Origin of the sequence: Azospirillum lipoferum, assembly GCF_024170005.1 — a bacterium.
Classification (GTDB): Bacteria; Pseudomonadota; Alphaproteobacteria; order Azospirillales; family Azospirillaceae; genus Azospirillum; species Azospirillum lipoferum.
Window position 1 is genome coordinate 269051 of record NZ_JALJXJ010000004.1, and the last position, 13588, is coordinate 282638.

The window sequence follows — 13588 nt, forward strand, 5'->3', positions numbered from 1 at the left end:
CCTCCGGTTATCGAACCCGCGCTTCTGGCGGCGCTGGGTAAGCGGATGATTGAGGGTGCGAAGCCTAGTTCAGGGTGACGTATGCGTCAATCAGGTTCCGCAACGACCTGAGACCCGATCGTTCGCGCACCCCGCTTTCCGCTGTGTGAAAAAGCCGTTCGGCGAACTGGCTCAAGGGCCTGCGCGGCGGTCAAGCTCCCTTCCCAAGGGCCGCCCCTCCATCCGCGGCGGCCAATTCGCGCAACCGGAGTTCGGTCATGGTGCAATTCGCCGCCAACCTGACGATGCTCTACAACGAGCATCCCTTCCTCGACCGATTCGCCGCGGCGGCCGATGCCGGCTTCCGCGGGGTCGAGTATCTGTTCCCCTATGATTTCGCCGCCGACGCGCTGGCCGAGAAGCTGCGCCGGCATGGGTTGACCCAGGTCCTGCACAATCTGCCGGCCGGCAACTGGGGCGGCGGCGAGCGCGGCATCGCCATCCTGCCCGACCGCGTGCAGGAATTCCGCGACGGTGTCGCCCGCGCCATCGACTATGCCGGCACGCTGGGCTGCAAACAGGTCAACTGCCTCGTCGGCGTCCTGCCGCAAGGCGCGGACGCCGCCACCGCCGAAAGCACCCTGGTCGGCAACCTCGCCTATGCCGCCGACGCGCTGGCCGGCGCCGGGATCAAGCTGCTGATCGAGCCGATCAACACCCGCGACATCCCCGGTTTCTACCTGAACCGCACCAAGCAGGCGCTGGACCTGATCGCCAAAATCGGCTCCGACAATCTGTACGTGCAGTACGACATCTACCATATGCAGATCATGGAAGGCGATCTGGCCCGCACGATCGAGGCCAACCTCGCCCGCATCGCCCATGTCCAGCTGGCCGACAACCCCGGCCGCTTCGAACCGGGCACCGGCGAGATCAATTATCCCTTCCTGTTCAAGCATCTGGACGCCATCGGCTACAGCGGCTGGGTCGGCTGCGAATACAAGCCGAAGACGACGACGGACGAGGGGCTCGGCTGGTTCGCCCCCTACAAGACCGAACCGGCGCACGCCTGAGGCGCCCCCAACATCACGCGAGAAAGGACCATAGTCATGAAGGTCGGATTCATCGGTCTCGGCATCATGGGCACCCCGATGGCGGGGCATCTGCTGGACGCCGGTCACACGCTCTACGTCCACGACATCAAGCCGGTCCCGGCCGAGCTTACGACCAAGGGCGCCATCCCCTGCCCGAGCGGCGCGGAGGTCGCGGCGGCGGCCGAGGTCATCATCACCATGGTGCCGGACACCCCCCATGTCGGCGCCGCCCTGTTCGGTGAGAACGGCGTGGCGGCCGGCCTGTCGGCGGGCAAGATCGTGGTCGACATGTCCTCGATCTCGCCGATCGAGACCAAGGAATATGCCAAGCGGATCAACGATCTCGGCTGCTCCTACCTCGACGCGCCGGTGTCGGGCGGCGAGGTCGGGGCCAAGGCGGCCTCGCTGACCATCATGGTCGGCGGCCCGCAGGAGGCCTTCGACACGGTCAAGCCGCTGTTCGAGAAGATGGGCAAGAACATCACGCTGGTCGGCGGCAACGGCGACGGCCAGACCACCAAGGTCGCCAACCAGATCATCGTCGCGCTCACCATCGAGGCGGTGGCCGAGGCCCTGCTGTTCGCTTCCAAGGCCGGTGCCGATCCGGCCAAGGTCCGTCAGGCGCTGATGGGCGGCTTCGCCTCCTCCCGCATCCTGGAGGTCCATGGCGAGCGGATGATCAACCGCAACTTCACCCCCGGCTTCCGCATCGAGCTGCACCAGAAGGACCTGAACCTGGCGCTGAACGGCGCCAAGGCGCTGAACCTGTCGCTGCCGCATACCGCGAGCTGCCAGCAGCTGTTCAACGCCTGCGCCGCGCAGGGCGGGGCGGCCTGGGACCATTCCGGCATGCTCCGCGCGCTGGAACTGCTGGCCGGGCACGAGGTCGGGTCGAAGTGACGGGATGGGGGCGCCGCCGGCGGAGCATGCAGCCGATGGCGCCCCACTCGAATCATTGGCCTATCAACCATTCCTGTGCATTCTAAGCGCCCCGCCACCCACGACGCCCGAGCGACCATGACCGCCACCGCCCCAAATGCCGACGCCCTGCTCCACGACCTGTTCCAGGCGGCGCTCACCGCGGTGACCGCCGAGACCCGGCTGCCGGCGGCCCTGCCGCAGCCGCCGAAGGGCCGCACGGTGGTGATCGGCGCCGGCAAGGCGGCGGCGGCGATGGCGAAGACGGTGGAAAACCACTGGCCGGGACCGCTGACCGGCCTCGTCGTCACCCGCTACGACCACGATTTGCCGACCGAGCGGATCGAGGTGGTGCAGGCCAGCCACCCGGTGCCCGACGCCGCCGGGCAGGAGGCGGCGCGCCGCATCGTCGACATGGTGCAGGGGCTGACTGCCGACGACCTCGTGCTCTGCCTGATCTCCGGCGGCGGCTCCGCCCTGCTGGCCCTGCCAGCGCCCGGCATCACGCTGGAGGACAAGCGGGCGGTCGCCAAGGCGCTGCTGAAGAGCGGCGCCGACATCGGCGAGATGAACTGCGTGCGCAAGCACCTGTCGGCGGTGAAGGGCGGCCGGCTGGCCGCCATGGCCCATCCGGCCCGCGTCGTCTCGCTGCTGGTTTCCGACGTGCCGGGCGACGACCCGTCGGTGATCGCCAGCGGCCCGACCGTGCCCGACCCGACCAGCTTCGCCGATGCCCGCGCCATCCTGGCGAAATATGGCATCACCCCGCCGCCGGCTGTGGCCGCCTTCCTGGAGGCCGCCGAGGACGAGACGCCGAAGCCCGGCGACCCGCGCCTGTCCGGCGCCGTCACCACCATCATCGCCACCCCGCAGGACGCGCTGGAAGCGGCGGCGGCACTGGCCCGCGACCGTGGCTACACCCCCGTCATCCTCGGCGACGCCATCGAGGGCGAATCGCGCGAGGTCGCCAAGGTCCATGCCGGGATCGCCCGGCAGGCCGCCCGCCACGGCCAGCCGGCCCCGGTTCCCGCCGTGATCCTGTCCGGCGGCGAGACCACGGTGACGGTGCGCGGCCAGGGCCGCGGCGGGCGCAACGTCGAGTTCCTGCTGGCGCTCGCCGTGGCGCTCGACGGCCACCCCGGCATCTGGGCCGCCGCCTTCGACACCGACGGCATCGACGGGACGGAGGACAATGCCGGCGCCGTCCTGCGCCCCGACACGCTGGCCCGCGCCGAGGCCATGGGGCTCGACGCCAAGGCCTTCCTCGCCAACAACGACGGCTACAGCTTCTTCAAGGCGCTGGGCGATCTGGTGGTGACCGGCCCGACCCGGACCAACGTCAACGACTTCCGGGTGATCGTGATCGACCGCGCCTGACCGCCGGACGGCTCACCCCGGCTTCGTCTTCATCAGCTGCGAGATGTAAATCCGCGTCAACGACTTCAGGATCGGCGGCATCGCCATCACCGCTTCCTCGAAGCTGCGCTTGTCGATCACCTCGCAGATGCCGCCGCTGACCGCCACGGCGGTGACATCCGGCGGACGGCCGGTCAGCAGATAGATCTCGCCGAACAGGCTGCCCGGTCCGAAGCTGGCGATCTCATCACCCAGCGTGCCGCGGCCGGGACGCAGCACGACCCGGCCGGACTGGATCAGGTAGGCGGCGTTCACCGGGTCGTTGGGGCTGAAGAAGACATGCCCCTCGCGGATCATCCGGCGGTCGACCACCTTCTGGAACGAGTTGGTGGAGCGGAAATCCACCGCATTGCCGACCCGCTCGGTCGGCGGCAGGCCATAATCGCGGCGGATGGCGGCGATCAGGCTCTGCAACAGGTAGGAGGCCAGCGGCGGGCTGCGCTTCAGCAGGCCGCGGAAGGCGTCGCGCGTCACCTCGACGCAAGACACCTCGGTCAGCGAGCGCACGGTGGCGCTGCGCTCGCCATCATCGATCAGCGCCATCTCGCCGACCACCGCCCCCTTGCCGACCACCCCCAGCCGCCGGGTGCTGCCGTCCGCGGCGGTCAGCAGCACCTCCAGTTCACCCGAGTCGATCAGCCACGCCCGGTCGCCGCGCTCGCCCTGCCGCATCAGCACGATGCCGGGACCGATGGTGGTGCGCTTGGGACCGGAAGGGGCGGACTGCGTCATTGGGCGGCTCGGGACAGACGAAAGACTATCGCCGCACTTTACCTCAAGGCCGTCAAATCGTCAGCCGCCAGTCGTCAGCCCCCCGTCTTCATCACCCCGCCGCGGTCACGCGCCGGCCCGCCGCCCCGATTCCCGCCATGGCCCAGGAACTGGCGCAGGAAGGCGACGACCTCCGGCGAATCCCATTCCACCGCCCCTTCGACGCGGCCAAGCTCGCGGCCCTCAGGATCGACCAGCACGGTGGTAGGCAGTCCGCGCAAGGACAGCGCCTTCATCGACTCCGATCCCGGATCGAGGAAGACCGTCAGACTCTGCACGCCCGTCTTCTTGTAGAAGGGCTCCACCGCCGTCCGCCCGCCACGGTCCAGCGACAGCGCCACCACCTGAAAGGCATCGCCGCCCAGCTGGGCCTGCAAGCGGTCGAGCGACGGCATCTCCTTCACGCAAGGGCCGCACCAGGTCGCCCACAGGTTCAGCAGGATCACCCTGTCCTTGAAGTCGGCCAGATCGATCCGCCGACCCTCGGCATCGACGAAGGACAGCGGCGGCATCGGCTTGGGCTCCGCCCCCTTGAACTTCTCCAGCTTGTCGGCGCCGGTGGAGGCGACGGGCGTGGGCAACGAACCCGCATCCGGCGCGCCCAGCCGCACCACCTCCGGTGCGGTGGCGCCGGGGTTGGGCGCCGCACCGGCGCTCCACCACAGGCCGGCCCCGGCCATGCACACACAAACCGTTGCGACAGCCGCCAAAGTCCGCATACTCACGCTTCCTCGCTCCCCTTCACCCGAATGCCCCGGTACCCGTCCCCATGAGCGCCGATCAGACCCCGCCGAACTCCGCCACCACCCCCGGCGCCCCCACCGGTGCCGCCGCACCCGCCGCCAGCCAGATGTGGGGCGGGCGATTCGCGCGCGGTCCCGCCGCCATCATGGAGAAGATCAACGCCTCCATCGGCTTCGACAAGCGGCTTGCCGACCAGGACATCGCCGGGTCGAAGGCCCATGCCGCGATGCTGGCCAAGCAGGGCATCATATCCCAGGCCGACGCCGACGCCATCATCGGCGGCCTCGACCGCGTAAAGGCAGAGATTGACGCCGGCAGCTTCACCTTCAAGGTGGAACTGGAGGACATCCACATGAATGTGGAGGCCCGGCTGGCCGAGCTGATCGGTGAACCGGCCAAGCGCCTGCACACCGGCCGCTCGCGCAACGACCAGGTGGCGACCGACTTCAAGCTGTGGGTGCGCGACGCCATCGACCGCAGCATCGCCGGCCTGACCGCGCTCCAGGCCGCCCTGATCGACCTGGCGGAGCAGCACACCGGGACGGTGATGCCCGGCTTCACCCATCTCCAGGCGGCGCAGCCGATCAGCTTCGCCCACCATCTGCTGGCCTATGTCGAGATGTTCGGGCGCGACCGCAGCCGCTTCCGCGACGCCCGCTGCCGGCTGAACGAATGCCCGCTGGGCTCGGCGGCGCTGGCCGGCACCCCCTACCCGATCGACCGCTTCATGACGGCGGAGGCGCTGGGCTTCAACCGACCGACCGCCAACTCGCTGGACGCGGTGTCCGACCGCGACTTCGCGCTGGAATATCTGTCGGCGGCCTCGATCTGCGCCATGCACCTGTCGCGCTTCGCCGAGGAGATCGTGATCTGGTGCTCGGCCCAGTTCCGCTTCATCCGGCTGTCGGACGCCTTCACCACCGGCTCCTCCATCATGCCGCAGAAGAAGAACCCCGACGCGGCGGAACTGGTGCGCGCCAAGGCCGGCCGGGTGATCGGCAGCCTGAACAGCCTGCTGATCGCCATGAAGGGCCTGCCGCTGGCCTATTCCAAGGACATGCAGGAGGACAAGGAGCCGGTGTTCGAGGCCGACGACACGCTGGCGCTCTGCATCGCCGCCATGGAAGGCATGGTGCGCGACATGCAGCCCAACGTGCCGGCGATGCGCGAGGCGGCCGATCGCGGCTTCCTGAACGCCACCGACCTCGCCGACTGGCTGGTGCGGGAGCTGGACATGCCCTTCCGCGAGGCGCACCACGTCACCGGCCGCGCCGTGAAGGCGGCGGAGGACCGCCGCGTCGGCCTGACCGACCTGACGCTGGCCGAACTCCAGGCCATCGAGCCGCGCATCACCGAGTCCGTCTATCCGGCGCTGAGCATCGAGGCGTCGCTGAACAGCCGCACCAGCTTCGGCGGCCCGGCCCCCGTCCGCGTGCAGGAGGCGGTGAAGGCCGCCCGGGAGCGTTTCCTGTGAACCGCAGCCTTACCCTGACAATCCTGGCCCTGGCCGGCGCCCTGGCGCTGGCCGGCTGCGGCAAGAAGCCGAAATTCGTCGATAGCCCGGTCCCCGAAGGGCAGGTCGATCCCTTCCCCCGCACCTATCCCAACCCTTCGCTGGACCCGAAGCCCGGTAAGCCGGCCGGTTCCGGAGTCCAGTTCCCATGAACGCCGCCCGCACCGGTGCCCCGAACGGCTCGCCCATGAGCGTCTTCGCCTACCGCAACGGCGTTCTGCATGCCGAATCCGTGTCGCTGGAGGATGTGGCGCGGGAGGTCGGCACGCCCTTCTACCTCTACTCCACCGCGGCGCTGGAATCGCACTACAACGCCTATGCCGGCGCCTTCGCCGGCCAGGATGCCGGCGTCTGCTATGCGCTGAAGGCCAACTCCAACCTCGCCGTCATCCGCACGCTGGCGAAACTGGGGGCCGGCGGCGACGTGGTGTCGGTGGGCGAGATGAAGCGTGCGCTGGCCGGCGGCATCCCGGCCGAACGCATCGTCTTCTCCGGCGTCGGCAAGACCCGCGACGACCTGCGCGCCGCCCTTGAGGCCGGCATCCACCAGATCAACGTGGAGTCGGTGCCGGAACTGGAGGCGCTGAGCCAGATCGCTTCGTCCCTCGGCGTGGAGGCTCCCATCGCCTTCCGCGTCAACCCGGACGTCGACGCCAAGACCCACGCCAAGATCGCCACCGGCAAGAAAGAGAACAAGTTCGGAATCGACTACGACCACGCGCGCGAGATCTACCGCCGCGCGGCGGCCCTGCCGGGCATCAAGCCGGTCGCCATCGCCGTCCATATCGGCTCGCAGCTGACCGACCTCGCCCCCTTCCGGGCAGCCTACGAGCGGGTGGCGGCCCTGCTGCACCAGCTGCGCGAGGACGGGCACGACATCCAGCGCCTGGACCTCGGCGGCGGTCTCGGCATCACCTACAAGAACGAGGCTCCGCCCGATCTGGCCGACTATGCCGCGATGGTGCGGTCGATCACCGGCAATCTCGGCTGCCGCATCACGCTGGAGCCGGGCCGTTCGCTGGTCGGCAATGCCGGCATCCTGGTCAGCCGCATCATATATGTGAAGCAGGGGCTGCACCGCCGCTTCGCCATCGTCGACGCCGCGATGAACGACCTGATCCGCCCGTCGCTGTACGACGCCTATCACGGCATCGTCCCGGTGGCGGAGCCGGCCGCCGGCGTCGCAACGGAGCCCTACGACGTCGTCGGCCCGGTGTGCGAGAGCGGCGACACCTTCGCCGTGCAGCGCCCGCTGCCGCCGCTGGCTGACGACGACCTCGTCGCCTTCCTGTCGGCCGGCGCCTATGGCGCGGTGATGGCATCGACCTACAACACCCGGCCGCTGGTGCCGGAGGTTCTGGTCAACGGCGACCGCTTCTCCGTCATCCGCCCCCGCCCCACGGTGGAGGAGATGCTGGCGGCCGAGCGGGTTCCGGACTGGCTGTAACGGCTCCGGCTGTAAACGTCATCGCCCCCTCCCCTGGCAAGAGCGGAGAGGGGGCGATCATCGTCAGGCGTCCAGCACGAACCGGCTGTTCTTCGCCGTCAACGCCTCGAAATAGGGCCGCAAGGTCACGTCGTCGAAGCCGAAGGCCTGCTGGAAGCGGATGATCAGGTCGCGCTCGCCCTGCTCCGCCTCGCCGTCGGCCATGGCGCTGTCGATCATGTTCAGCAGGATGCACAGCCGCTGCTGCTGGTTCAGTTTCGGCGTGACCTCGGCCAGGAAGCTGTCCGGCGGGGTGCTGCGCGCATATTTGAAGCAGCGCTCCAGTTCCTCCCGCGTCGCCCCGCGGCCAAGGACGGAGACCAGATGGCCGACCTCCTCCGGATCGATCTCGCCGTCCGACCCCATGCAGTAGACCAGCGACACCACCAGCGCGCGGCGCGGGTTCAGCTCCAGCGGCGCGTTGCCCTTGAACATATCGAACAGACCCATCGTTCGACCTCCCCAATGGTTCAGACGCCCGCCCATTTGGGCCCATGGGAAAAGCCGTGCAAGAGGGGGGAAGGCTCGATTTTTCCACCGGGTGGAGCATTCGACCGTGCAGGCTCCCTCCCCGCAAGCCCCCCGAGAGAGTCCGGCTATTGGGACAAACCCCAAGCCCCCTTCCGGTCGAATAGCGCATCAACCCCACCGGATTCGTGATAGTTTGGAACTGAAGCTTTAATCGGGTCGCATCGCGCATCGGCACGAAAATGGGGGATTTGTGGGACGCTTCCTACGGGGTGCGCTGGTGGTGGTGGTCGTGCTGGCCGCATTGGCCGGCAACGCGGCCCTCAGGATCTATCACGATTACCAGGACACCCAGCAGCACCGCTTCGCTCTGGTCCGGGATATGGCCCGGCTGGTCGACGAGCATGTCCGCCGCACGGTGCGCACGGCCGACGTCGCGCTCGACCAGACCGCGGCCATGGTGGCGGAGGCCGGCGGTCCGCAGAAGGTCCGCGACCTGAAGCATTGGACCCGCCTGCGCGAATATGCCGCCCAGGCCGAAGGCGCCGACGCCATCTGGATCTACGACGCCGACGGACGGGCCGTGCTCGAATCGGCCAGCTTCCCCAACCGCATCGCCGGCTTCGCCGACCAGGCCGGTCTCGACGCTTTGCGCGGCGGGACTCGCCTGCACATCGGCGCGGCGCAGCCGGTCCGCACCGGGGCCCAGCCGCTGGTCTTCCCGGTCTCCCGCCCGCTGCATGACGACGAGGGGCGCTTCGTCGGGGTGGCGGCCGTGTCGATCCGGGTGAATCACCTGACCGACTTCTACACCATACCCGGCCTGGAGTTCGATCCGCTGGTCGCCGTCTACCGGCCGAACGGCGAGGTGGTCGCCCGCCACCCGGAACCCGAGATTTCGGCCGGCCGCTCGGCCGCCGCCGGCACGCTGTTCCAGTCCAAGCTGCGCGAGGCGCCGGAAGGGCAGTTCCTGGCGCCGTCGCCGCTGGACGGGGTTCTGCGCATCGCCGCCTACCGGACCGTTCCCGACTATGGGTTGGTGGTGCTGACCGGCATCGGCCGGGACGAGGCGATGGCCGAATGGCGCACCCGCACCCTGCATACGGTGCTGGAGACCATCGTCGGCCTGCTGGCGGTGCTGGGGATGCTGGCCTGGGGCCTGCGCTATCTCGACCGCGAGCGCAAGGCGCAGGTGGCGCTCGCCGAGGCGCGGACCGCGGTGGAGCGGACCAGCGCCGAGCGCGACGAGAGTGCCCGGCTCGCCGCGGCGCTCGATCAGGCCCGCGACATGGCGGAGACCGCGCGCCAGGCTGCCGAGGCTGCCAACCGCGCCAAGAGCGAGTTCCTGGCCGGGCTGAGCCACGAGCTGCGCACGCCGCTGAACGCGGTCATCGGCTTCGCCGACCTGATCGCCCGCGAGGCGGAAGGGCCGGTCGGCACCCCGTCCTACCGGCAATATGCCGCCAATGTCCGCGACAGCGGCCAGCATGTGCTGGAGTTGATCAACGAGATCCTCGACCATGCGCGGGTCGAAGCCGGGGCACTGACCGTCGAGGAGGGGCGCTGCGATCTGGAAGCCGCCGCGGATTTCGCCGTCCGCATGCTGACCCCGCGGGCGGAGCGTGCCGGCGTGCTGCTGTCGGCGGTGGTGGCGCCGGCGGTGCGGGGCCTGCGCGGCGACGACCGCCGCATCCGCCAGATCCTGCTGAACCTGATCGCCAACGGGGTGAAATACACGCCGACGGGCGGATCGGTGACCTTGTCCGCCCTTCTGGAGGGCGGCGTGCCGGTGATCCGCGTCACCGACACCGGGCTGGGCATCCCCGCCGAGGATCTGGACCGCGTGCTGGAGCCCTTCGCCCGGGTGGAGCGCGCCGACCATCGCGGGGTGGAGGGCGCCGGGCTGGGCCTGCCGCTGACCAAGCGGCTGGTCGAGCTGCATGGCGGCACGCTGGCGCTGCGCAGCACGCTGGGCGTCGGCACCACGGTGACGGTACGCCTGCCGGCAGGCCGCCTGCTGCCGGCGGCGCCTCCCGCGACGGTGGAGGCATCGCCGATCCAGCCGGCCCCCGCCGCCATCCCAATTGCCATCCCCGCGCCGCCGCGGGCACAGCCTGCACCACCGGCACCGGCGGCGGCCCCTTCCGGACCGCTGTCGATCCTGCTGGTCGACGACGACCCGACCGTGCGCGACATGGTGGCCGGGCTGCTGCGCGGCTGGGGTCATCGGGTGATCGCCGCCGCCAATGCCAACGAGGCGCTGGTGGTGCTGGACGGGACGGAAAAGCTGGATCTGCTGCTCAGCGATGTCGTCATGCCGCCGGGCATGGACGGGACGGAGCTGGCGCGGCATGCCGCCCGCATACGCCCCGGCCTGCCGGTTCTGCTGGCCTCCGGCTTCGCCGCCCATGCCGTCGGCAGTCCGGCCGGCTTCGGCCCCGACGTGGCGATGATCGCCAAACCCTTTTCCATCGACGATTTGCGCCGGCAACTCGCCCGTATCGCCGGCGGGCGGACGGAATCGGCAATCCCGACACAGGCGGTCGCCACACCGGCCCCCACCCTCCGCCCCCCCGGACCGCCGCGCCTGCTGATCGCCGAGGATCTGTCGATCAACCGCGAACTGCTGGCGGCACTGTTCAAGGACAGCGGCTACCGCATTGATCTGGTGGCCGACGGCGCCGCGGCGGTGGAAGCGGTGACGGCCGGCGACTACGACCTCGTGCTGATGGATGTGCAGATGCCGGGGATGGATGGGCTGGAGGCAAGCCGCGCCATCCGTGCCATGCCGCCGCCGCGCGGCGACCTGCCCATCCTGGCGCTGACCGCCGGCTCGTCCGAGGAGGAACGGCGGAACTGCCGCGATGCCGGGATGAACGGGCACATCGGCAAACCCTATGATCGCGAGATCATGCTGCGTCAGGTCGCCCACACGCTGGCCGCCGGGCGCAGCCGTACCGGCACGGCTTAGACTGTCCGGAAAGCCCCGTCAGGGCTGCTCGAACACCCGCGGGAAATGGGCGAGACGCCGGCCGAACAGACTCTGCGGCGTGGCCTCCGCCACCGCCGGAGCCGTCTGATTGGCCGGCAGAGGCGCTGCGGTCATCGGAGCGGCAATCGGAGTTGACGGCAGCGCCCGCGCCGAGGTCGGGCGGGGGCGGCGTTCGGACTTGTCGGGTGGGGCGTAGAAATGCAGGGTCAGCTGGCCGTCGGCTTCCGCCGCATAGGGCAAGCCGGGGGCCGTCCGGCGCTCGGCGCCGGGAAGCACATACTGCTCACCTTGGTCGGTGCGTTCGATATGCGGCATGACCGGTATCCTGTCTCCACCGGACCGATCCTGCCGTTCCCGCCCTTGCCGGTCAAGGCCGCGCTGCATCCCGAAGGGGTTATCTGTTTGTCCCCGCGTTCACAGGGTGTTCTCACCCCGCATCGAGCCCCCTTACGGGTGCAGGACGCTCGCCACCAGCAGGTAGGACAGCCCGTGACTGTCCAGAAAACGTCGCCTTAATGTAGTGCATACACTACTTTTCCATTGACGATAGACAGCCGCGACCCCATTGTAGTGATATCACTACAAGGATGCCGAGATGCCTCGCACCGTATCCGCAGCCGACGCCAACCGCCAATTCTCCGAGATCCTCGGGCAGGCCACCAATGGGCACACCGTGATCATCACCAAGCGTGGCCAGCCCGTGGCGCAGTTGGCGCCCTATGACCGGTCTGCCGCCAAAGCCGATGGCGGCTTGGCTTGGAACCGTCTGTTCCAGACGCTGGAAGACGGCGTGGACCTCGGGGGCGAGCGGTTTGACCGTGACGCCCTTTATGACCGGTGACCGCTATGCGCTTCACGCTCGACACGAACATCTTGGTCTATGCGGTCGACCGGTCCGCCGGTAAGCGGCACCATCAGGCTGTTGCCCTGATCCACCGTCTCCCCGGCCGGGATTGCGTGCTGACGCTCCAGTCTCTGGCGGAACTCTTCCGTACCCTCACCAGCGCTAAGCAGGGCATCCCGCCGGCGCGAGCAACAGACATTGTCCAGCAGTGGCGCGACACGTTGCCGGTGGTGGTGGCGGACGACGCGTGCCTCACGGATGCAATGGACGCGGTCACCCATCATGGGTGGTCGTTTTGGGATGCGATGATCTGGGCGACTGCCAAGCGTCACGGGTGCCGTCTCCTCCTTTCGGAAGACGGCCAGGCTGGTCGTACCCTGGGTGGAGTCAGCATCGTGAACCCATTTGCCAACGGCCCGCATCTTCTGCTTGATGAGGCGCTGGGGGTGAACTGAGTGGCTGTTCGTGGAGTTCATGCGGGGGTTGCCTGGGTGACGAGCCCGTCACGAACAAGCTCTGAACTTGACGGCGGCTGCCTCATGGTGCGTGCGACACGCTCCGGCGGTAATGGCCCGGTGTGACACCAAATGCGCGCCGGAAACAGCGGCCGAGATGGCTTTGATCGGAAAAGCCCGTCTCGGCTGCCACGGCGGCGACCGGTTGCCCGACCCGCAACAGATGTCGCGCCTCGTTCAACCTTTCAGACAGTCTGAAAATCTGCGGGGGGATGCCAAATTGTTTTCGGAACCGGCGCGAGAAGCCCTCGCGGCTCATCCCGGCGAGGCGAGCCCCTTCGCTGACCGTTTCCCATGAGCCATTCCTCGCCTCCGTCCGTTCCCGGGGCATGCCGCCATCGCACCGGTGATCTTCGATGATTGCCGCAAGATCGAGCCAATCGATGCTCCCCTGCCGCAGCAGCAGTGACATTCCGGCAAACAGACCCGCGGCGTCGTAGACCCCCGGCGCCGTGTAGATATTGATGCAGAGGATGTCCATCGACTCGGAGAGGGAGCGGTGGGGCGTGCCGGCCGGAATTCTCACCCCCTGGCCGGGTGCGACATCGAACAGCGAGTCCTTCATCAGGAACCGCCGGCGTCCCGACAGGACGAATGTCAGTTGGTCCTCCTCATGGAAATGCACCGGCAGCGAGACATCCTGTCCGCACACGACCCCCAGTTCGACGATGTCGCTGCTGAACGGCCGCCAATACTGCCAGACGCCGTTGGCGCCCGTACCCATGCCGATGTCCATGCCCTTGGGGAACTGAAATGACGCCACCATGACAAACCACCCTGCATCCGTAATCCGGCCGGACCGCCCTGTCCCCCGGGTCCGGCCGGGGCTCTCACGCATCAGCGCTCCG

General features: G+C 68.7%; 14 protein-coding genes. 9 read left to right on the forward strand and 5 right to left on the reverse strand.

Annotated features, from left to right (window positions below; translation table 11 throughout):
- The first annotated feature begins 257 nt into the window (after positions 1-257).
- The 3 genes from hyi (at position 258) to J2848_RS11380 (ending at position 3368) form a co-directional block, all read left to right on the forward strand.
- Positions 258-1052, forward strand: a complete 795-nt coding sequence (gene hyi / locus J2848_RS11370; protein WP_149231113.1) for a hydroxypyruvate isomerase — start codon at positions 258-260, stop codon at positions 1050-1052.
- Between the two features lie 36 nt (positions 1053-1088).
- Positions 1089-1973, forward strand: a complete 885-nt coding sequence (glxR, locus tag J2848_RS11375) for a 2-hydroxy-3-oxopropionate reductase (protein WP_149231114.1) — start codon at positions 1089-1091, stop codon at positions 1971-1973.
- Positions 1974-2090: 117 nt separating this feature from the next.
- Positions 2091-3368: a glycerate kinase type-2 family protein gene (locus J2848_RS11380; protein WP_149231115.1), complete on the forward strand. Its 1278-nt coding sequence runs from the start codon at positions 2091-2093 to the stop codon at positions 3366-3368.
- Between the two features lie 12 nt (positions 3369-3380).
- Here J2848_RS11380 and J2848_RS11385 read toward each other — a convergent pair whose 3' ends face one another.
- Positions 3381-4139, reverse strand: coding sequence for a cyclic nucleotide-binding domain-containing protein (locus J2848_RS11385; RefSeq protein WP_149231116.1), 759 nt, complete (start codon positions 4137-4139; stop codon positions 3381-3383).
- A 74-nt stretch (positions 4140-4213) separates the two neighbouring features.
- The gene (locus J2848_RS11390; protein ID WP_246193813.1) at positions 4214-4858 is read right to left on the reverse strand and encodes a TlpA family protein disulfide reductase; all 645 of its coding nucleotides are present in this window, start codon (positions 4856-4858) and stop codon (positions 4214-4216) included.
- 89 nt (positions 4859-4947) lie between these two features.
- Here J2848_RS11390 and argH point away from each other — a divergent pair, with 89 nt between their 5' ends.
- Genes argH through lysA form a run of 3 tightly spaced genes read left to right on the forward strand, consistent with a single transcriptional unit; the run spans position 4948 to position 7882 of the window.
- Entirely contained in the window at positions 4948-6396 is a 1449-nt protein-coding gene (argH, locus tag J2848_RS11395) for an argininosuccinate lyase (RefSeq protein ID WP_149231117.1), read from the forward strand.
- Positions 6393-6587 carry a hypothetical protein gene (locus J2848_RS11400; RefSeq protein WP_149231118.1) on the forward strand — a complete coding sequence of 65 codons (195 nt, stop codon included), beginning with the start codon at positions 6393-6395 and terminating at the stop codon, positions 6585-6587. The genes argH and J2848_RS11400 overlap by 4 nt, the downstream gene beginning before the upstream one ends.
- A gap of 35 nt (positions 6588-6622) precedes the next feature.
- Positions 6623-7882 carry a diaminopimelate decarboxylase gene (lysA, locus tag J2848_RS11405; RefSeq protein ID WP_149231320.1) on the forward strand — a complete coding sequence of 420 codons (1260 nt, stop codon included), beginning with the start codon at positions 6623-6625 and terminating at the stop codon, positions 7880-7882.
- Positions 7883-7945: 63 nt separating this feature from the next.
- On the opposite strand, the gene J2848_RS11410 is transcribed toward lysA, so the two are convergent.
- A complete protein-coding gene (locus tag J2848_RS11410) occupies positions 7946-8371 on the reverse strand; it encodes a tellurite resistance TerB family protein (RefSeq protein WP_211103089.1) in 426 nt (141 codons plus the stop codon).
- Between the two features lie 271 nt (positions 8372-8642).
- On the opposite strand from J2848_RS11410, the gene J2848_RS11415 reads away from it, so the two are divergent.
- Complete coding sequence (locus J2848_RS11415) at positions 8643-11360, forward strand: response regulator (protein WP_149231119.1); 2718 nt, start codon at positions 8643-8645, stop codon at positions 11358-11360.
- A gap of 18 nt (positions 11361-11378) precedes the next feature.
- Here the strand turns inward: J2848_RS11415 and J2848_RS11420 are convergent, their stop codons facing one another.
- Positions 11379-11696 (reverse strand): hypothetical protein, encoded by a 318-nt coding sequence (locus J2848_RS11420; protein ID WP_149231120.1) that lies wholly within the window; start codon positions 11694-11696, stop codon positions 11379-11381.
- Between the two features lie 280 nt (positions 11697-11976).
- Between J2848_RS11420 and J2848_RS11425 the strand changes: the two genes are divergently transcribed.
- Both J2848_RS11425 and J2848_RS11430 read left to right on the forward strand, forming a co-directional pair.
- Positions 11977-12222 (forward strand): type II toxin-antitoxin system Phd/YefM family antitoxin, encoded by a 246-nt coding sequence (locus tag J2848_RS11425; RefSeq protein WP_149231121.1) that lies wholly within the window; start codon positions 11977-11979, stop codon positions 12220-12222.
- Positions 12223-12227: 5 nt separating this feature from the next.
- A complete protein-coding gene (locus tag J2848_RS11430) occupies positions 12228-12680 on the forward strand; it encodes a PIN domain-containing protein (RefSeq protein WP_149231122.1) in 453 nt (150 codons plus the stop codon).
- Positions 12681-12762: 82 nt separating this feature from the next.
- On the opposite strand, the gene J2848_RS11435 is transcribed toward J2848_RS11430, so the two are convergent.
- The gene (locus tag J2848_RS11435; RefSeq protein ID WP_246193814.1) at positions 12763-13506 is read right to left on the reverse strand and encodes a helix-turn-helix domain-containing protein; all 744 of its coding nucleotides are present in this window, start codon (positions 13504-13506) and stop codon (positions 12763-12765) included.
- Positions 13507-13588: the final 82 nt, after the last annotated feature.